The organism is Paraburkholderia sediminicola (genome assembly GCF_046026895.1).
GTDB classification, from domain to species: Bacteria; Pseudomonadota; Gammaproteobacteria; order Burkholderiales; family Burkholderiaceae; genus Paraburkholderia; species Paraburkholderia sediminicola_C.
In genome coordinates, this window is sequence record NZ_JAQQEU010000050.1 from 24,374 (window position 1) to 44,709 (window position 20,336).

The window sequence follows — 20,336 nt, forward strand, 5'->3', positions numbered from 1 at the left end:
CGTGCTCATTCGGCCACGCTGATTTCCACGCGACGGTTTTGCGCGCGGCCCCGCGCGGTTCTGTTGTCGCCAAGCGGATCGGCTTCGCCCTTGCCGAGCGCTTCGAGACGGCTCGCCGGTACGCCGGATGCTTGCAGCATCTGCATGACCTGAGTGGCGCGCTCTTCGGAGAGCGCGTCATTAGAAGCGAACTGACGGCTTTTGACCGGCACGTTGTCGGCGTAGCCCAACACGGTGACCTTGCCCGGCACCTTGACGATTTCGGCGGCGATCTTCGCGATCAGCGGCCCCATGGAGTGGTCGACCGACACGCCACCGGGCGCGAACATCGCGTCGCCGCGGAACGTCACCGCGCTGTGATGCGCGTCTTGGTGGACGCTGACCGTGCCGGCTGCGATCTCGTCCTTGAGCAACTGCTTCAGATGCAACGACGGCCTGGCCGCGGGCGGCGTCAGGCGCGCGATATCGGCGATCTGTTTTTGTACTTCGGCGCCGTGATTGAGCAGCTCGTTATTTGTAGTAGCCGAATAGCCCGAGCAGGATCAGCGACAACACGGCGAAGGTGATCCACACGGGGAAGTCGTAGAACGATTGGCGTTTGCCTTTGACGTCCGTTTGCCAATGCGCAGACAGCGCGACGGGCACTGCGCCGCGCTGCGCCGAGAGTTCGTTGTAGAGACGCTGGCGGACGGTTTCGTGCTTGCGCCGGCCGTCGGTCTGATAGCGATAGCGTCCTTCGAAGCCAAGGCTCAGCACGCGGTAGATCACTTCCAGCAGGTCGAGGTGTTGCTGCGGTTCGGTCATCAGGCGGCCGATCAGCAGATAGACCTTGTCGCCGCCCTGACGGTCCTCGTGCATCGCGGATGCAAGGCCGGTCGTGATCCATTCGAGACCGCTGTTGCCGATTTTTCCCCAGGCGGTCTGCGTGGCCGCTTCGTCGAGCGCGGTGCATAGGCAATAGCTCGCGCCGAGCATGTGGTCGTGGCGGATGTTGGCCTGTTCGCAGAGTTTCTGGAACAGATGGACTTCCTGTTCGAGCAGGAAGCGCAGTTCGACGATGGCCTCGCTTTCGAGGTACATGGGCATGTCGGCCTGCGCGCGAAGCAGGGGGGCAGCGGCTTCGAGAAGGGGGTTTTTTGCGCGCTTCACGGCGCTCAGGCGCGAGGTGAAGTCCACAGTGGGCACGGGACCGGGCGCCGGCGCCGTCGTGGAGATTGCCTCGGTGTGGGCGCCGGCGCCGGCATCGCTGGTTAAATCGTTCATTGAGCGTTGAGCCTTGTGGTGATGCGGCGTTCGGGGTTGGGGTGTTGGTTTTTAAAGGCGCTTTTCCGTGGAGGTGTGCGTGCTCGGGTGATGGGGCGAGCGCTACCCGCTTCGCGTGAGGTTCGTGATAAATCGCTTCAGTCCATCGCCGCACCCCACGACCCGCACCTACCCTCGCACACCCCACAACTCGAGCTTCAACGCAGGAAACTCCCCCGCGACGTGCAGCGCCAGTCCGCCATGCCGCGCGACTTCTTCCCATAGCGGCCCCATCCTCGCCAGCTCGTAATAGATGTACCCGGCGTTGAACGGAATCTGCCGTGGCGGCACCGGCAGCGCCTGCAACGCGATGCCGGGCAGATGTCCGCGCACGAGGTCCGGCAACCGCTCGGAAGGGCCCGCCTTGGCTTGCGCGGCGAACTGCTGCTGCAGCACGTCCGGCGGCATCTGCGCGGACACCGCGAGCACCACGGCGGTGAAGCCCTGCATTTCGACCGGATCGACCACCGCGTTGCGCATGCCGTGGCCCTGGTCCTTGAGCGGAATACTCTGCGCGCTGCGCACCAGCACGGCGTTCAGGAGCCGATGCGTGTCGTCGACGACAGGCTTCAGGCACACATGCGGCGCCGTATGCTGATAAGCGGGATGCGTGTCGAGCGGCCTGCGCGTATCGGTGCGCACATAGGTCGACAGCTCGCCCGCCATGCCGAGCAGCAACGCGTAGAGATCGGCGGGCGGGGCCGTCGGCACGCGGCGCAGATGCTGAAGCAGCGGTTCGTAGCGGTTCAGCGTTTGCAGCAGCAGGTAGTCCGATACCTCCGCAGTCGTGCCGGCCTTGCCGTCGCCGCCCGTCAGCCGCGCCGCCAGCGCATTCGCGCGCAGGCGCGTGAGGTCGTGGATCTTCGCGAGCCAGCTCGTGAGCAGCGCGCTCGCGCCGTAGCCCGCGACCGGCGGCACCAGCGTGTCGTCGAGTTCGATGCTGCCGTCGGCGCGGATGGTCTTCACGCGCGTGAGCGCAAGCCCGATCCACGCATCGGTCAGTTCTTTTTCGGGGACGAGCCGCAGCCGCAGATGGGCCAACTGCACGGTCTTCGGACCCTGGGCGATCGAGTTCGTGTCGCGCAGTTCGGTGTCGAACGCGGCATGGCGCGCGAGCGAATCGGCGGCGGGCTCGAAGCTGATCTCCTCGCCGTTGGGCACGCGGATTGGCAACGCGACGCAGATCAACTGGTCGAGATGTTCCGGGCGGATCGTGAGCGGCGCGGGCGGCGGCGTGTTGCCCGGCGCGTCGAACGGCGTGCCGTCCGCGAAGATGCCGCTCGCGGAGCGCACGATCACCTTGCCGAGCGCGAGCGCCTCGGTGTCGATGCTGTAGTGGTCGAAGCCAAAGAAGAACGGCGAGAGCGATGCCGCGCGTTTGTGCGCGTAGTGCTCGAGGTAACGCTCCTGCTGCTGGAATAGCTGGGGGCGCAAGAACAGCCCTTCGCTCCAGACGACCTTGTTATGCCAGCTCATGCATTCGTTCCACGTGGTATAGCGCTATTTGCTTTCGGTGATCCGGATCGCGTTCGAATCGAGATCGACGGTCAGTTTCAGTTTCGGTGAACGGTAATACCAGGCCGCATTGGGCGTGGTGGGCAGCGTGTAGACCTCGCGCCACACCGAATTCGGCAGATCGCGATAGGCGGCGAGGATGCCGAGCCGCGTCGTCGCCGGGTCGGTGGTTCGCTGGAAGACTCTCCTGTCGCCCGGACGCAGCTGAAACTCGTCACGCCGCACGAGGTCGCTGGCGAGCACGGTCTTGTCCTGGTCCTGCAACGAGAAGTAGTCCGCGGTGGCGAACGCGGAGTCGGTTTTGAGTTCGTAGATCCGCACGACGATCGGCGCGGCCCGCTTCTGGTCGTCGGGATTGACACGGGCGGAGGCCACCACCGAGAGGTCGAGCCGGATCGGCACCTTCGACGGTGTCGGATCGCTGCTCGCGCACGCTGTCAGCATGAGCGCGGACGCGAGAACAATGACAGGGGAAATCAGGCGCATTCGGGGCCGCAATAAGAGCCGTCGCAACCAGCGTCACGACGGCAGGTCAACCTGGAAAATGGAAAACCCCGCGCACGACCTGTGCCGGGTCGAACGACACCGGCGCTTACGCTTCCTTGTTGCCCTTGATGTCGAAGCTCGCCGTCACGGCGCCGCCGCTGCCGCCCTGGGCGTTCTGCACGACGTATTCCTGCTTGACCTTCGAAAACGACAGCGACACGCTTTCAAGGCTGCGCTCGACGTCGTTGCGGCTGCCCGACGGCTTCACGCGCGTGACCAGCACGTCGCTCATCGTGACCTTCAGGTATTCGAGCGGATTGCCGCCGGCCTTGCGCATCACGAGCACGGCCTGATCGATGTGCTTGCCGGTCAGCGCGTACTTCATCAGATTTGGACTCGCACGGTCGATCCAGTGTTCGAACGTGAGGTCCTTGACGGTGGCCTTGCCGGCGCCGCCGCCGCTGCCGGCGTGCATCGTCGAGTCCTGCAGGATTTCCCAGTCCCACGTCAGGACCTCGATCTCGTCCTTGTGCCTGTCGTCCAGCGACTCGCCGTTGATGCCGTCGATCTTCAGAAAAATGTCTTGTGCCATCTTGCTCACTCCTTGGTTGAAAATGCATACGCATGTTCCGATTGCCCGGCCGGTGATGCCCCGAATGCCGTGCGCTCTTCAGGCGGCCTCAGGCGGCTTCCTTGACCGACGGCAGCCTGGCGACGAGCCGCAGCGACACCGTCAGACCTTCGAGCTGAAAGTGCGGCCGCAGGAAGAACTTCGCCTGGTAGTAGCCTGGATTGCCTTCCACGTCTTCGACGACCACTTCGGCCGCGGCGAGCGGCCGGCTCGCCTTGGTTTCCTGCGAGGAGTTCGCCGGGTCGGCATCGACGTAGTTCATGATCCATTCGTTCAACCAGCGCTGCATGTCCTCGCGCTCCTTGAACGCGCCGATCTTGTCGCGCACGATGCACTTCAGGTAGTGCGCGAAGCGCGAGCACGCGAACAGATACGGCAGACGCGACGACAGGTTCGCGTTCGCGGTCGCGTCGGCGTCGTGATACTCGGCCGGTTTCTGCAGCGATTGCGCGCCGATGAAGGTTGCGTGGCCGGTGTTCTTGCGGTGGATCAGCGCAATGAAGCCGTTCTTCGACAGCTCCGCTTCGCGGCGGTCCGAAATTGCGATTTCGGTCGGGCACTTCATGTCGACGCCGCCGTCGTCGGTGGGGAACGTGTGGCAGGGCAGGTTCTCGACCGTGCCGCCCGATTCGACGCCGCGGATCAGCGAGCACCAGCCATACAGCTTGAACGAACGGTTGATGTTCACGCCCATCGCGTAGGCGGCGTTCGCCCACGCGTAGCGGCGGTGATCGGAACCGTTGGTGTCTTCCTCGAAGTCGAATTCGTCGACCGGATTGGTTTGCGCGCCATAGGGCAGACGCGACAGGAAGCGCGGCATCGCGAGGCCGACGTAGCGCGCGTCGTCGGTGCTGCGCAGCGAATTCCACGGCGCGTATTCGAGGTTCTGCGCGAAAATCCTCGTCAGGTCGCGCGGATTCGCCAGTTCCTGCCAGGATTCCATTTGCAGTACTGACGGCGACGCGCCCTATAAACGGCGTGTGCGCAGCGGCCGACACCTTCGCGAGCGAGCCAAGCAGGTCGACGTCGGGCGGCGTGTGGTCGAAATAGTAGTCGGCCACGAGGCAGCCATACGGCTCGCCGCCGAGCTGGCCGTATTCCTCTTCGTAGATCTGCCTGAAGAGCGGGCTCTGGTCCCATGCGAGACCCTTGTAGCGTTTCATCGAGCGGCGCAGTTCGTCTTTCGACACATCCATGAAGCGGATCTTCAGGCGCTCGTCGGTCTCGGTGTTCGACACCAGATGATGCAGGCCGCGCCACGCCGATTCCAGCTTCTGGAATTCGTCGTGGTGCAGGATCAGGTTGATCTGCTCGGAGAGCTTGTGGTCGATCTGCGCGATGATCGCTTCGATGCTCTTGTACGCGTCGTCGGTGATCGTGACCGACTGCTGCAGCGCCTGTTCAGCGAGCGTCTGCACCGCGAATGCGACGGCTTCGCGAGCCTGTTCGGTCTTCGTTCTGAATTCGCGCGTGAGCAGTTGCGTGAAGTCGGAGTGTGTGTGCGCTTCGGTGGCGCTCACCTGGGTTGGCTGCTTTGTCATGGTCTGTCGTTCCAATGTCCTCGAAGGGGCCGTTCAGCGTTCAGTCCGGGCTGCTTTCCAATGTCGGTTCGTCCGTTGCGGCGGGGGCCTGCGGCTTCGGCGCCGCAGCGAGCGACCTGAGCAGCGGCGGGTTCTGCAGCAGCGAATTGACGAGCGACTCCGCGCCCGACTTGCCGTCCATATACGTTTGCAGATTGGCGAGCTGCGTGCGTGCCGCGAGCAACTGGCGCAGCGAATCCACCTTGCGGGCGACGGCCGCGGGCGAGAAGTCCTCGATGCTCTCGAAGCTGATGTCGACCATCAGCTGACCTTGGCCCGTCAGCGTATTCGGCACCGCGAACGCGACGCGCGGCCTGACGGCTTTCATGCGTTCGTCGAGATTGTCGATGTCGATGTCGAGGAAGCGCCGCTCCGACACCGCGGGCAACGGCTCGGCGGGCTTGCCGGACAGATCGGCCAGCACGCCCATCACGAACGGCAACTCCACCTTCTTCTCCGAGCCGTAGACTTCGACGTCGTATTCGATCTGCACACGCGGCGCACGATTGCGCGCGATGAGTTTCTGCGAACTGTTGGAAACGGACATGCGTGACTCCGTAGGTGCGGGTGAATGACCGGCAGGACTAGACCGCCTGCTCGGCCGGAACTCGTTCGGCGGTGACGGCGACATCTCCGGCGTGGCCGGCGTGCGCCGCATGCACGGGGCTGAAGACGAGCGCCGAAGCCGGCGCGGCGGTGTCGTCGCCGATGTCGAGGCCGATCCGTGCGAGCGGCCGCTGCGAAGCAAACGCGTCGAGCCATAGCGCGGAAAGGCGGGGCAGCACTTGCTGCTCGATGAAGCCGATCAGCACGCGCGCACCGGTCTCCCGCACGAGACAGCGTCCGACGATGTAGTCGACGACGCGCGGCGCGTAGGTGAGGGCGATGCCGTGGCGGCCGTCCATGCGCCGCACGACCTGGTCCAGATGCAGGCGCACGATGCTCGCGAGCGATTCATGCGCGAGCGGCCGGTACGGCACCACCGTCACGCGTCCGAGGAACGCGGCGGGAAACGCCTGCAGCAGCCCGGCAGTGAGCGCGTCGCGCAGCGCTTCGTGGTCCGGTGCGGGCGATGGCCCGGCGCACAGGCCGGCAAGCAGCTCCGAGCCCACGTTGCTGGTCAGCAGGATGGTAGTGTTGCGGAAATCGATGTAGCGGCCGTCGCCGTCTTCCATGTAGCCCTTGTCGAACACCTGGAAGAACATCTCGTGCACGTCGCGATGGGCTTTCTCGATCTCGTCGAGCAGCACCACCGAATACGGGCGGCGGCGCACGGCTTCGGTCAGCGCGCCGCCCTCGCCATAGCCGACATAGCCGGGCGGCGCGCCCTTTAGGCCGGACACCGTGTGGGCCTCCTGATACTCGCTCATGTTGAGCGTGATCAGATTCTGCTCGCCGCCATACAGCGCCTCGGCGAGCGCGAGCGCGGTCTGCGTCTTGCCCACGCCCGACGGGCCCGCCAGCAGGAACACGCCGAGCGGCTTGTTGGGATCGGTCAGCCCGGCGCGCGCTGTCTGCATGCGCTCGCCGATCTGCTCCAGCGCGCCGGACTGGCCGATCACGCGCTCTGCGAGCGTGGCCGGCAAGGTCTGCACGGCGGCCACTTCGTCGGTCACCATCTGGCCGACCGGGATGCCGGTCCAGTCGGCGACGACCTCGGCGACGAGCGCCTCGCTGACTTCGGGAAACACCATCGGCGTGTCGCCTTGCAAGCGCTTGAGTGTGTGTTCGAGTTCGCGCAGCGTGTGCTGCGTGGTGTCGTCAGGGTGGCCGGTGACGGCCGCCGCGCGCGCGGCGAGCAGTGCCTGCGCGGCTTCGAGTTGCGCCTTCCAGCGTGCGTGCGTCACGTGCTCCAGCGAGGCGAGCGCATCGATGCGCGCACTGACCGCGGCCAGCGCCTTGCCGGCGTCGAGCCCGATGCGCGCTTCCTGTTCGAGCAGGTCCCGTTCGACGCGCGCCGCCAGCAGCCGTTGCCGCACGTTCTGCAATTCGCGCGGATCGCTGTGCTGCGATAGCGCGACTCGCGCGCAGGCGGTGTCGAGCAGACTGATCGCCTTATCCGGCAACTGGCGCGAAGGAATATAGCGATGCGAAAGCGTCACGGCTGCGCGAATCGCTTCGTCGCGAACCATCACGCCGTGATGCTTCGAGAAGGTCGGGGCAAGCCCGCGAACCATATCGATCGCGGCAAGCTCTTGCGGCTCCCCGACCTGCAGCACCTGAAAGCGCCGCGTGAGCGCCGGGTCTTTCTCGATGTGGCGCTTGTACTCCGCCCACGTCGTCGCGCCGATGGTACGCACGGTGCCGCGCGCAAGCGCCGGCTTTAGCAGATTGGCCGCGTCGCCGGTGCCCGCCTGGCCGCCGGCGCCGATCAGCGTGTGGATTTCGTCGACGAACAGGATCACGGGCCCCGGCGATTTGCTGGCGGCCTCCAGCACGCCTTTCAGACGCGCTTCAACTCACCCTTCATGCTCGCGCCGGCTAGCAGCGCGCCGACATCGAGACTCAGCAGGCGCACGCCAGTCAGCCTGGGTGGTACGGTGCCGGCGGCGATCGCGAGCGCGAGACCTTCGACGACCGCGGTCTTGCCCACCCCGGCCTCGCCGGTCAGCAGCGGATTGTTCTGGCTGCGCCGCAGCAGCACGTCGATCATCGTGCGAATTTCGAAGTCGCGGCCGACGACGGGGTCGATTGCGCCGTCGCGCGCGCGCGCCGTCAGGTCACTGCAGAACTTTTCCAGCGGCGACGCATTGACGGGCGCCGGCGAGCCGAGCGCGTTCGACGCTTCGCCGGGTGTGGCGGTGGAGAAGTCGCTGTTGTCGTACGGCTTGTCGGCCGTCTCAGGGGAGCCGTCGATCCACGCGGGCAATTGCTCGGCGAGGCCGTCGAGCGGAATCTTGTAGAACAACGCGGAGATGGAGAGCAGCACGCGCCGCAACTCAGGTGTCCTGACGAGTGCGGCGACGAGCCATGCGCCGCGCACGCGCGCCTCGTTGAAGTTCAGCGTGGCGAGCACCCATGCGCGCTCGATCGCCGCGTCCACGTGATGAGAAAAATCGCTGATCGAACTCGCGCCCGCCGGCAACGCGGCGAGCGCGTGCGCCATGTCGCGTTCGAGCAGGTCGCGCTCGATACCGCAATGCCTGACGATGCGGTGCAGGTCGCTATCGGGCAACCGCAACAGCTGATGCAGCCAGTGCACGAGTTCCACGTAGGGATTGCCGCGCAGCTTGCAAAAGGCTGTGGCCGACTCGACGCTGCGAAACAGCGTTGCCCCGAGTTTGCCGAATAGGGCCTGTCGTGAAGTCGTCAATGGGGCGCTCCGCAATGGTTGTTCGTTTGATAAGCCGCGCGTGCATGGTCCTGCACTGGTGAAATCGTTATTTCGTCGGTGCGCGAAATTAAACGACGAGTCGGCAGGTTTAGTCAATTGCATTTCAAATAAGAGATATCGAATAATTGTCAATTGAAATGTTTCGTATGGATGGTTGGGAAGTTTCAGGATGGCCACAAGTAGCGCGGGAGGCCGTAGGGGCGCGTGGTCGAGCTAAATGGGAGCATTTTTAGGGAAAATGCATTTTGCTTATCTTGTATTTAAGGGTGTGATTTCTGTCGACTTTCTGTGAACGGGTTAATCTATAAGTGTAAAAATTGGATCACAAAAATAAGATCGGTTATTTGATGTCTCGGCGGGAAAATCTGGCAAATAAACGTCAAATTGCATCTCCACTCGACTCGCCATGATTAATCGTGTTTAAAATCCGCCATTATTGCTGATTAAGCGCCCACCAGGCGCCTATCAAGCGCTTATCCAACCACCCAGGCAAATCGCATGTTGATCACCCCACGGCGCAATGACGGCCCCATGCTTTCGGACGCACCATATCGCCGGCCGGAAGAGAGCGCCGGCATCGAAGATGCTCAGGCTCGCGGCTTCTCCGCAGCGCACGACGTGCGTGGCGCCCGAGCCGTGTTCGGCCTGATCGGCGCGTCCACCGCCAGCGTCGCCAAGTCGGGCGACGCGGCGGCCCTCGACCTGATCGACCTGCTGCATGACCAGTACCGCCGCGCGCTCGACGACCCTCAGGCGTCGTTCGCTGACGGCTGGACCACGCCGGTGGTGGTCGCGAGCGACACATCGGGAGAACCGGTGGACGGTCAGTCATCCGAAGAAACGGTCGAGGCGCTGCTCGCCGGCGCCAGATCGCTCGAACAGGCGTTCGGGCCGCTCGCGAAAGCCGATGCGCCGGACCTCGCGGAAGCCGGGCCGGTGCCTGAGATCCTGCGGCTGTTCGCGACCGCCGAATATCACGCCGCGGCGGCGCGGCGTTCGCCCGCATTGCCGCCGATGCTCGTGCGCCGCGAGCATCAGGCGCTCGGTATCGACAGTCCGCTGATCGCGCCGCTTACGAGCAGCAGCCCGGAAGAGACCGTATGAACGGCTCGTCATCCAGTCGACTTGAATTCAACGCGAGCACGCCGCGCGGCATGTCGCTCGACCCACCGAGCGCGCCCGATGACCGGGCGTAACGGCGCTGCCGACCGCTTGCGCGGCCAGCCACGCGAAGTATCCGATGGGCGCGACGCACATGAACAGCGCGCAGTACGCGCTGCCCGCGACGGCCTCTCCAGCCCGCGCCGCCCCAACGCCCGCCTGCTGCCGACCCTGCTCGACCGTCTGCGCGACGACGCGCCGCCGCGGCAGGCCGAAGCCCCCGGCGAGTACACCGTCACGCGCGCGCAGATGCGCGCGACATCCTGCAACGCGATCTGGCGTTTCTGCTCAACACGACCAGCATCGATGACCTCATCGATCGCGAACGCTATCCCGAGGCGGCGTCCTCGACCCTCAACTTCGGCGTGCCGCCGCTCGCGGGTGCGTTTATCGCGTCGCGCAGGTGGGCCGAGATCGAGCAGGTGATCCGGCGCGCGATCCTCGACTTCGAGCCGCGCCTGATTCCGCAAACGCTCGCGCTCGCGCCGCTGAAGGCAGCGGATCCCGCCGGCCAGTACAACAGCCTGGCGTTCGAGGTGCGCGGCATGATCCAGATGGACCCGTATCCGCTCGAATTCATGGTGCAAAGCTCGCTCGATCTGGAAACGAGTCAGGTAAGCGTGACCGGCACGCGGAAGCGCTGAAGCAGCTTCCTGCAAGAAAAAAGCGAACGCGGAGAACACGATATGGACCCACGGCTGCTCGACTACTACAACCAGGAGCTGATCTACCTGCGCGAACTCGCCGGGGAGTTCGCGCAGAGCCATCCTAAGATCGCGCGACGCCTGGGCATGCAGGCGGGCGAGGTGGCCGATCCGTACGTCGAGCGCCTGATCGAATCGTTCTGCTTCATGTCCGCGCGCATGCAGCTGAAGCTCGACGCGGAGTTTCCGCGCTTCACCGGGCGCCTGCTCGAAGTGCTGTACCCGAATTATGTGGCGCCGACGCCGTCGATGGCGGTCGCGCGACTCTACCCGAGCAGCACGGAAGGCCATCTGGTCGAGGGGTTTCGCATCGCGCGCGATACGGCCTTCACCGCACGCGTGCCGCACGGCGAGGAAACCGCCTGCCAGTTTCGCAGCAGCCAGGATGTCATGCTCTATCCGCTGGAAATCGTCGCCGCGCGCCTGACCGGCATTCCGCCGGACATTCCCGCGCTCGAGCGCTACGTGCCCGCGCATACCCACGTGCGCGGCGCGCTGCGGCTGCGGCTGCGCATGACGGGCAACGCGCGCATCGCCGATCTCAAGGGACTCGACCGCCTGCCGATCTACCTCGCCGGCGACGAGCAGGTGGCCTCGCACCTGTTCGAGCTGCTGCATACGGCGGGCGTCGCGAGTCTGACCGGCGCGCCCGGCCAGTTCGGCGCGGCCGGCCAACTGCATGCGGTCACCGCCAACGCGGTCGCTCATGAGGGGCTCGGGCTCGATCAGGGTTTGCTGCCGCTCACGTGGTCGAAGTTTCATGGACACAACCTGCTGCACGAATACTTCGCGTGCCCGAGCCGCTTCTACTTCTTCGCGTTGAACGGCCTCGAGGGCGGCTTGCGGCGCATCGGCGGACGCGAAGCGGAGATCGTCGTGCTGCTCGACCAGTCGCCCGAGCGGCTCGCGAACCTGGTCGACGCGACACGCTTCGCGCTGTTCTGCACGCCGGTGATCAACCTGTTTCCGAAGCGCACGGACCGGGTCGAATTGTCGGCCGCGGCGACGGAGTTCCGGCTGGTGCCCGCGCGCCTTGCGCCGCTCGACTACGAGGTGTTCTCCGTCGACGCGATGTACGGCCAGGTCGCGGCCACGTCGGCTGAACTGGAGTTCCGTCCGCTCTATCAGACGCTGAACAACGACGAGGGCAATCACGGACGGTATTTCTCCGCGCGCCGCGAACGGCGGCTCGCGTCGGATTCGGCGCGGCGCTATGGCACGCGCACGCCGTACGCAAGCACCGAGGTGTTCGTGTCGCTGGTGGACCAGAACGAGGCTCCGTACGCGGAGGACATCCGCTATCTGAGCGTCGATGCGCACTTGACCAATCGCGATCTGCCGAGCCTCGTGCCGCGCGACGGCGTGCACGATCTGACGGCGGCGGAATCCGCGCCGCTCGAAAGCGTCGGACTGATCCGCGCGCCGAGCGCACCGCGCCCGCCGTATGCCGAGCGCGAGATGGCGTGGCGTCTGATTCGCCAGTTGAACTTCAACTACCTGCCGCTGGAGGATCTCGATCATCGCGCGGGCGGTCAGGGTCTGCGCGATCTGTTGCGCCTCTTTCTGAGCGTCGACGATGACGCGCAGCGGCGCCAGGTCGAAAGTCTGATCGGCGTGAAGACGACGCCGGTCACGCGCAAACTGCCGGGTAGCGGCCCGCTGGTTTTCGGGCGCGGCATCGACTGTTCGCTGACGGTCGACGAGGCCGGTTTCTCCGGGGTGAGCCCGTATCTGTTCGGCCTGATTCTCGAACACTATCTGGCGCGGCACGTGTCGACCAACGTGTTCACGCAGACCGAACTGCATTCGATGCAACGCGGGCGCGTCGCGCGCTGGCCGGTGCGCATGGGCGCGCGCGGAGTCGCGTGATGGAGCGCGCCACGCTCAAGGCGGTCGTGCGCGACACCGCGCTGTCCCCCGAACTGCTCGAACACCTGCAGGCCGAGCCCTGGCGTCATGGGTTCTTCCCGTTGCTGCGACGCATCGGTGCCGATGCGCGCATCGATCCGGTGGGTACCGCGCAGCGTCCGCAGGCCGAGCCGTTTCGCCTCGGGCAGCAACCGAGCCTCGCATTCGCGCCGCGCGAGATCGCGAGCATCGGCGCAGCGAACGGGCGGCTCAAAGTGCGCGTGTTCGGCCTCGGCATGCTCGGCCCCAATGGACCGCTGCCGATTCACGTCACGGAGATCGCGCGCGAGCGGCAGGAGAGCCGGCATGACGCGACGCTCGTCAATTTTCTCGATATCTTTCACCATCGCTATCTGACGCTGCTGTATCGCGCGTGGGCTTGCGGGCAGGCCGCCGCGGGTCTCGACCGGCCGCACGACGAGCGCTTCTCGTTCTATGTCGCGAGCCTGACCGGGCTCGACGTGAAAGAAATGGACGGGCGTCTGTTGCCCGCGCATGCGCGGCTCTCGGCGTCGGCGCACCTGGTGCGCGAAGCCCGCAATCCGGATGGCTTGCGCGCGACGCTCGAACGCTATTTCGGCGTGCCTGCCGCGATCGAGGAATACGTGTTCCACTGGATCGGTCTGGACCCCGCCGATCACAGCTACCTGGGGCGGCCGGGCGCGCCGTCGACACTCGCCGAAGGCGCGATGCTCGGCGAGCAGGTGCCCGACCGGCAGCATCGCTTTCGGATCGTCATCGGGCCGCTCGACATCGACGCATACCTGCGCTTCACGCCGCAGGGTGCGGACCTGCCGCAACTGGTCGAATGGGTGAGGGCGTTCGTCGGCTACGAATTCGTGTGGGAGCTTGAGCTGCGGATTCGCGCGAGCAGTGCGCCGCCCGCGGTGGTCGGCGGCGCGCAGCGGCTCGGCTGGTCGGGGTGGCTGGGCCATACGCCGTCCGGCGAGCCCATTACGGGGATGCGGTTCGAGCCCGAGCAGTACGTCCATCAATTTGCGCGCAAACGGCTTGACCCGCACGATCAGGCATGCGAGCCGCGCGACACGGAATTCAGAGCATGAACAGCAAGATACAGAAGCCGCACCAGCCGGCGACCGTCAGGAACCCCGCGCAGCACGACTGGATGGCGCTGATCGACACCGATGCGCCATGCGGTCCCGACCTCGAATACGACCCCGAGTTCGTCGTGCTCGGCGCGAAGGTGGTGCTCCAGCCCGAAGCGCAGTACGGCGACTTCGTCGGCTCGCCGGAGCCGGTGAACTGGAGCGATGTCGAGCGCGATTGCCGAGGTCTGATGATGCGCAGCAAGGACATGCGGCTCGCGGTGCTGTTCAGCCGCTGCCGCGCGCGAGTGGCGGGCGCGGCAGGACTTGCCGAGGGCCTCGGTTTGCTCGCCGCGTGGCTCGCCGCGTTTCCCGAGGCTATCCACCCGCAGCTTGCCGTCGACAACGACCGCGACGCCGCGCAGGAAATCCGCATGAACGCGCTGCAGGCGTTGACCGATGCGGATGGACTGCTCGCCGACGTGCGCGAGATCGCGCTAACCCGTTCGACGGCCACGCGCTTGCAGGTGCGCGATGTCGAGCGGGCCTTCGCGCATCCGCGGCCGAGCGATGCCCTTGCGCCCGAGTCGGTCACGCGTCAACTGGAGGAGCTGCGTGCGCAGCAGCCGGCGGCGTTGGGCGGTTTCGACGACGCGCTCGCGAGTCTCGTCGCGATCGAGGCGTGGGCTCGCGAGCATCTGTCCGTGTATGCGCCGGATTTGTCGGTGTTGTCGCGCTTGGTGGGGCGGCTGGCGTGTGGGGACGCGCGAGCGGTGCGGCCGGCGAGGGTGACGAACGCGGCTAATGCGGCTAATGCGGCCAACGACGACGCGCCGCGCAAAGCTCAAACCGATGCCGATGCGATCGGCCAACGAGATACTGAGTCGAACGGACGCGAGCCGGAGCTGGCCTGTCGCGGCACATCGAGCGCCCGCTCGACCCCGGCAGACCGCCACGCGGCGCTCGAACTGATCCGCGACGCGCGTCACTGGTTCGATCTTCACGAGCCGAGCAGTCCGGTGCCGGTGCTGCTCAGGCGCGCCGAGCAAATGGTCGGCAAGCGCTATGCCGAGGTGGTGCAGGCCATTCCGGCCGAGTTGCTGGTGCAGTGGGATAGCGCCGAAGTCGAATAACGGCTGCGCGACGAAGGCAGCGAAGGCAGCGGAACGCAACCGCGCCTTCCCCGGCGACGCGTCGCGATCACCGCAACTGCGTGACCGCGAGCAGCAACACCATGCTGCCGGTCGCGCCATCTAGCACACGCCACGCGCTCGCGCGGCGAAACAGCGGCGCCAGCATGCGCGCCCCGTAACCCAGCCCGACAAACCAGATCCCGCTCACCGCCATCGCGCCGAGCGCGAACGCGACCCGTGCGCCTTGCGGCTCGCGCGCGCCGGCCGTGCCGATCAGCAGGAACGTGTCGAGATACACGTGCGGGTTGAGCCACGTGAAGCCGAGCGTCATCAGGATGATCGGCAGCGCGCGCTGGGAGGGCGCCGCGCCGCTTGCGGTGGCGTCCAGCACCGCATGTCCCGGTCGCACCGCGCGGCGCAACGCATTGATGCCGAACCATGCGAGATAGGCGAGCCCGACGTACAGCATGGCATGGACGAACACTGGGTAGCGTTCCACGAGCACCGACGCGCCGCCGACGCCCGCGCCGATCAGAATGAAGTCCGACAGCGCGCAGAGCGCGACGATCTTGCCGACATGCGAGCGCATGATGCCCTGGCGCAGCACGAAGGCGTTTTGCGCGCCGATGGTCACGATCAGCGAGGCGCACAGGGCAGCGCCGTGGGAAAAAGACAGCCAGTTCATAAACGGTCCAGTAGACGGAGGAAGCGATCAGGGCTAGTCTGCGGTTTCGTGATTCATAAGAAAAGCTAATTTAGTTAATGCCGATTAAGGAGCGCTAATGCTCGACTACGCCTTGCTCGACGCGCTGGCCGCCGTGGTGCGCCACGGCTCGTTCGACCGCGCGGCCAGCGAACTGAATGTCACGCCGTCGGCGGTGTCGCAACGGGTCAAACTGCTGGAGGAGCGGGTCGGCAGCGTGCTCGTGAAACGCGGCCAGCCGTGTGTCGCGACGACTTCGGGCGCGCTGCTGTGCCGCCACACCGAGCGCGTGCAACTGCTCGAAGCGGAGCTGAACGGCCGCTTGCCGGCGCTGCCGGGTGCACTCGTCGAGCCGTGGCCGGCGCTGCGCGTGGCGGTCAACGACGACAGCGTCGGCACCTGGTTCATCGACGCGGTGGCGCCGTTTTGCGTCGAGCGCGAAATGCTGCTCGATCTGGTGATCGACGATCAGGACCATACCGCGGAGCGGATTCGCGACGGCAGCGTGCAAGGCGCGCTCACCACCCAGGCCGAACCGGTGCAGGGTTGCCGCTCCACGCGGCTCGGCAGGATGCGCTATCTGGCGGTGTGCTCGCCGGCGTTTCGCGAGCGTTACTTCGCCGACGGCGTCACGCGCGAAAATTTGCGGCACGCGCCATGCGTCGATTTCAATCCGAAGGACCAGTTGCAAAAGCGCTTCATGCGCCGCATCACGCGAGCCGAGGTCGATCCGCCGCTGCACTGGATTCCGCATGTCGCCGGTTTCTTGCGGGCCTGCGTGACGGGGCTCGGCTGGGGCATGTGTCCGGAACGGATGATCGCCGCGCATCTGGGCAGCGGTGAACTGGTGGAGATGGCGCCGGGCAAGCCTATCGATGTCGATCTGTATTGGCAGAGCTGGCGTCTGTCGATTGGCTGGCTCGACGACTTCGGCGCGGTGCTGCGCAAGCGGGCGGCGGAGTTTCTCGACTGAGGCCGCGCGGGCGCTCGCGATCGCTTTGCCGGTCCGCGCGCGCCGCAATCAAAGCAGCAACTCGATTGAATGAAACAGCCGGCGCTGCTCCGGCTCCTGCGAGCGCGCCCCTTCGTCGATCACTTCCCGCAGACAGTCGAGAAAGCACGCGGCCGCCGGACTGGTCGGCGCGCCACGCCGGGACGTGATGCTGACGATGGTTTCATCGACCGTCTCGCGCAGCGGCAGCGCCCACAGGTTCTCCTTCGCGAGCGTCACTTCGACGAGCGGCCAGGGAAAGATGCTCAGCATGTCCGTATGCGCGAGCAGCCCGAGCACGACCGCCAGCGAATGCGCGAGATGAATCGTGTGCGGCACGCGCATGCCGCGCCGGCGGAACAGGTTGTCAGAGATCGTCTCGCGGCTCGCCGGGTCCCAGTTCAGCACCCATTCCGCGTCTTCCAGTTCGAGCAGCGTGCGGCAACCGGCCTTCGGATGATCGCGCCGCGCGACCACCGCCGAATGCGTCGAAAAGAGCGGCACGTTGTGAAACTCCGATTGCGGCGACGCGGGCGGCGGCCGGCCGATCGAAAAATCGAGGCTGCCGTCGCGCAGGCGCGGCTGCACGACGCCCAGCAGACCTTCGAAGAATTCCAGTTGCACTTCCGGCATCTGCTGCCGGAACCGCTGCACGGTGGGCGGCAGAAAGGTCAGCGCGACCCACGGCGTGACGCCGATCGACAGCTTGCCGGCGGCGGCGCCGCGCAGCGCTTCGATCTCGGCTTGCGCGCGCTGCAGTTGCCCCAGCACCAGCCGCGCATGCACGACCAGCGCGCGGCCGAACTCGGTGAACGCGACGCCGCTCGCGCTGCGCACCACCAGCGGCGCGCGCAGATCGGCTTCCAGTTCGCGCATCGCCTTGGTCACGGCGGCCGGCGAGAGTCCTAGCGTGCGGGCCGCGGCCCGGATACTTCCGGTATCCGCGATGGCCGCCAAGGTGCTGAGTTGATGTAGTTTCATCGGGCGAGGCGGGAGTGGGGTGGCAACCAGGAGTTGCTGCCGCAACGATTCTACGCCTGCCGCTGGAAAATCGGCGTCGCTATGCTGGGTTCACGCTTTCACAAAGACGGAGACGATACGTGAACACCATGGCCATTCCGGCGGGCATCGCCGAACTCGAAGACGAAATGATCGCGCTGCGACATCGCATCCACGCGCAGCCGGAGCTGGCTTACGAGGAATTCGCCACCGGCGAGCTGGTCGCCGAACGCCTGCAGGAGTGGGGCTACACGGTGCATCGCGGGCTCGGGCGAACCGGCGTGGTGGGCCAGTTGAAGGTCGGCAACGGTGCGCGCAGGCTCGGTCTGCGCGCCGACATGGACGCGCTGCCGATTCACGAAACCACCGGCTTGCCTTACGCGAGCAAGGTGCCCGGCAAGATGCACGCATGCGGCCACGACGGCCATACGGCAATGCTGCTGGCCGCCGCCAAGCTTCTCGCGCAGGAAAAGGGTTTTGACGGCACGCTGAATCTGATTTTTCAGCCCGCCGAAGAAGGCCAGGCCGGCGCGAAACAAATGCTCGAAGATGGTCTGTTCGACCAGTTCCCCTGCGACGCCGTGTTCGCGATGCACAACATGCCAGGCTTCCCGACGGGCCAGTTCGGCTTCCTGCCGGGCTCGTTCATGGCCTCGTCGGATACGGTGATCATCACGGTGACGGGGCGTGGCGGCCACGGCGCGGTGCCGCACAAGGCGGTCGATCCGGTGGTGGTGTGCGCGCAGATCGTGCTGGCCTTGCAGTCGATCGTGTCGCGCAACATCGCGCCGCTCGACATGGCGATCATCACTGTCGGCGCAATTCATGCCGGCGAAGCGCCCAACGTGATTCCGGAGACCGCCGAGATGCGGCTGTCGGTGCGGGCGCTCAAAGCTGGGGTGCGCGACTACCTGCAGGAGCGCATTACGGCGGTGGCAACCGGCCAGGCGGCGGTGTACGGCGCGCGGGCCGAGGTGGATTATCAGCGCCGCTACCCGGTACTCGTCAACGATGCGCAGATGACCGGCTTGGCGCGCCAGGTCGCGCTCGACTGGCTCGGCGAAGAGGGGCTGATCGCCGACATGCAGCCGCTCACCGGCAGCGAGGACTTCGCGTTCCTGCTCGAACGTTGCCCCGGCAGCTATCTGATCATCGGCAATGGCGACGGCGAGGGCGGCTGCATGGTCCACAACCCCGGCTACGACTTCAACGACGCTTGCCTCGCCACCGGCGCGGCCTATTGGGTGAGACTCGCGCAGACGTTTCTGGTCTGACGCGCGGCAGAGCAGGCGATAGCGAGCGGCACCGCGCGAGCGCGGCGCGCCGCGTCAGCAGGAAGCACATCACGGAGCGAGACGAATGGACTATTCCGCGACACCGCAAGCCCCAGGCGCCGATGCGCTCGGCAGGCAGAGCGTAGCGACCGCACACCCGGCCGCCCGGCCCGTCGAGCGCATGCATCAAGCGAAAGCGATTGCCGCCATCACGCTCGGCAACGGGCTGGAGTTTTTCGACTTCACGATCTACAGCTTCTTCGCGACGATCATCGGCAAGCTGTATTTCCCGGTGGAAGGTCAGCTCGCGCAATTGATGCTGGCGGTCGGCACGTTCGGCGTCGGTTTCATCATGCGTCCGGTGGGCGGCGTGGTGCTCGGCGGTTATGCCGATCGCGCGGGCCGCAAGGCCGCGATGAGTCTGACGCTGTGGCTGATGACGCTCGGCTCGGCGCTGATCGCGTTCGCGCCGACCTATGCGGCGATCGGCCTCGCCGCGCCGCTGCTGGTGATTCTGGCGCGGCTGATCCAGGGGTTCGCGCTGGGCGGCGAGATCGGCGCGTCGACCTCGCTGCTGATGGAGTACGGCAGCGACAAAACGCGCGGGTTCTATGGCAGCTGGCAGTTCGTGAGCCAGGGCATGAATACGGTGTGCGGGTCGTTGCTCGGCGTCGTGCTGGCGGCGTCGCTGTCGAGCGCGGCGCTGGAAAGCTGGGGCTGGCGCGTGCCGTTCGTGATCGGCATGGCGATGGGGCCGATCGGGATTTATATCCGGCGTCATCTGGACGAGACGCTGCCGGGCATCGAGGACGGCGGGACGTCCGAAGCTCTGCCCGTTTCGCAGCCGGTGCGCCGGCTGTTTCGCGACCACGCCCGCGTCATCACGATGGGTGTGCTGACGACGATCGGCGGCACGGCGGCGAACTACATCGTGCTGTTTTATCTGTCCACCTACGCGATCCGTATCCTGCATCTGCCGATGGCGTCGGCGTTGTGGGCGGCCTGGACCGCGGCGGTGGTGACGGTCATCTGCTCGCCGTTCGCCGGGACGCTGTCCGACCGCGTCGGACGCAAACGCGTGTTGTGGGTGTCGCGCGTGTTGCTGATCCTCGCGGTGTATCCGGCTTTCATGATCATCAACGCCGTGCCGAGCGTGCCGGTGTTGTTGTCCGTGGTGGCGGTGCTCGGGGTGCTGGTCGCGTTTACCGCGGTGCCGAATATCGTGATGCTGCCGGAGATGTTTCCGCGTGCGATTCGCGCGACCGGCATGTCGATCGTCTATTGCCTCGGGGTGTCGATTTTCGGCGGCTTCGCGCAATTCTTCGCGACGTGGTTGATCCAGATTTCGGGCAATACTCTCGCGCCGGCCTGGTATCTGATCGGCTGCGGGCTGGTGTCGTTGCTGCCCTTGCCGTGGATGCGCGAGACGGCGGGGCGGCCGATTGATTGAGATGTCGGCAGGCCGCGGCGCAAGATTCGCGCTGCGGCTTGCACCGTTCGTACTGACGAACCGGCCACAATGAAAAAGAGGCGCGATAATTTTTTATCGCGCCTCTTTGCATGGTCGGC

The 20,336-nt window shown here is 65.8% G+C and carries 13 protein-coding genes and 4 pseudogenes; 8 read left to right on the forward strand and 9 right to left on the reverse strand.

Translation table 11 applies throughout. The annotated features are described in order from the left end of the window. Positions 1–5 precede the first annotated feature (5 nt). The 7 genes and pseudogenes from tssL to tssH all read right to left on the reverse strand — a co-directional run bounded on the left by tssL (position 6) and on the right by tssH (position 8,827). Positions 6–1,244, reverse strand: a pseudogene (gene tssL / locus PQR02_RS27665) (type VI secretion system protein TssL, long form). Positions 1,245–1,431: 187 nt separating this feature from the next. After that, a complete protein-coding gene (gene tssK, locus PQR02_RS27670; protein WP_408238879.1) occupies positions 1,432–2,778 on the reverse strand; it encodes a type VI secretion system baseplate subunit TssK in 1,347 nt (448 codons plus the stop codon). Between the two features lie 24 nt (positions 2,779–2,802). Next, entirely contained in the window at positions 2,803–3,303 is a 501-nt protein-coding gene (gene tssJ, locus PQR02_RS27675) for a type VI secretion system lipoprotein TssJ (RefSeq protein ID WP_408238882.1), read from the reverse strand. A gap of 106 nt (positions 3,304–3,409) precedes the next feature. Beyond that, entirely contained in the window at positions 3,410–3,895 is a 486-nt protein-coding gene (locus PQR02_RS27680) for an Hcp family type VI secretion system effector (RefSeq protein WP_408238885.1), read from the reverse strand. An 88-nt stretch (positions 3,896–3,983) separates the two neighbouring features. Continuing rightward, a pseudogene (gene tssC, locus PQR02_RS27685) lies at positions 3,984–5,475 on the reverse strand (type VI secretion system contractile sheath large subunit). A gap of 40 nt (positions 5,476–5,515) precedes the next feature. Then, positions 5,516–6,061, reverse strand: coding sequence for a type VI secretion system contractile sheath small subunit (gene tssB, locus PQR02_RS27690; RefSeq protein WP_408238888.1), 546 nt, complete (start codon positions 6,059–6,061; stop codon positions 5,516–5,518). Between the two features lie 37 nt (positions 6,062–6,098). Continuing rightward, positions 6,099–8,827, reverse strand: a pseudogene (tssH, locus tag PQR02_RS27695) (type VI secretion system ATPase TssH). Between the two features lie 552 nt (positions 8,828–9,379). Between tssH and PQR02_RS27700 the strand changes: the two are divergent. From PQR02_RS27700 to PQR02_RS27720, 5 genes and pseudogenes are all read left to right on the forward strand, one after another. Next, positions 9,380–9,952 (forward strand): TagK domain-containing protein, encoded by a 573-nt coding sequence (locus PQR02_RS27700; RefSeq protein WP_408238891.1) that lies wholly within the window; start codon positions 9,380–9,382, stop codon positions 9,950–9,952. Between the two features lie 108 nt (positions 9,953–10,060). Next, positions 10,061–10,653: pseudogene (gene tssE, locus PQR02_RS27705) on the forward strand (type VI secretion system baseplate subunit TssE). A 42-nt stretch (positions 10,654–10,695) separates the two neighbouring features. Then, on the forward strand, positions 10,696–12,582 hold the full coding sequence (gene tssF, locus PQR02_RS27710; RefSeq protein WP_408238894.1) for a type VI secretion system baseplate subunit TssF: 1,887 nt from the start codon (positions 10,696–10,698) through the stop codon (positions 12,580–12,582). Continuing rightward, positions 12,582–13,685, forward strand: coding sequence for a type VI secretion system baseplate subunit TssG (tssG, locus tag PQR02_RS27715; RefSeq protein WP_408238897.1), 1,104 nt, complete (start codon positions 12,582–12,584; stop codon positions 13,683–13,685). Before tssF ends, tssG begins: the two co-directional genes overlap by 1 nt. Further along, positions 13,682–14,800: a type VI secretion system protein TssA gene (locus PQR02_RS27720; RefSeq protein ID WP_408238900.1), complete on the forward strand. Its 1,119-nt coding sequence runs from the start codon at positions 13,682–13,684 to the stop codon at positions 14,798–14,800. Before tssG ends, PQR02_RS27720 begins: the two co-directional genes overlap by 4 nt. Before the next feature lie 67 nt (positions 14,801–14,867). Here the strand turns inward: PQR02_RS27720 and PQR02_RS27725 are convergent, their stop codons facing one another. Beyond that, on the reverse strand, positions 14,868–15,485 hold the full coding sequence (locus tag PQR02_RS27725; protein WP_408238903.1) for a LysE/ArgO family amino acid transporter: 618 nt from the start codon (positions 15,483–15,485) through the stop codon (positions 14,868–14,870). Positions 15,486–15,582: 97 nt separating this feature from the next. Between PQR02_RS27725 and PQR02_RS27730 the strand changes: the two genes are divergently transcribed. Beyond that, complete coding sequence (locus PQR02_RS27730; RefSeq protein WP_408238906.1) at positions 15,583–16,476, forward strand: LysR family transcriptional regulator ArgP; 894 nt, start codon at positions 15,583–15,585, stop codon at positions 16,474–16,476. 48 nt (positions 16,477–16,524) lie between these two features. Here the strand turns inward: PQR02_RS27730 and PQR02_RS27735 are convergent, their stop codons facing one another. Next, on the reverse strand, positions 16,525–17,475 hold the full coding sequence (locus tag PQR02_RS27735; RefSeq protein WP_408238909.1) for a LysR substrate-binding domain-containing protein: 951 nt from the start codon (positions 17,473–17,475) through the stop codon (positions 16,525–16,527). Between the two features lie 119 nt (positions 17,476–17,594). Between PQR02_RS27735 and PQR02_RS27740 the strand changes: the two genes are divergently transcribed. Next, positions 17,595–18,767 (forward strand): M20 aminoacylase family protein, encoded by a 1,173-nt coding sequence (locus PQR02_RS27740; RefSeq protein ID WP_408238912.1) that lies wholly within the window; start codon positions 17,595–17,597, stop codon positions 18,765–18,767. 85 nt (positions 18,768–18,852) lie between these two features. Beyond that, complete coding sequence (locus tag PQR02_RS27745) at positions 18,853–20,217, forward strand: MFS transporter (RefSeq protein WP_408238915.1); 1,365 nt, start codon at positions 18,853–18,855, stop codon at positions 20,215–20,217. Positions 20,218–20,336 lie beyond the last annotated feature (119 nt).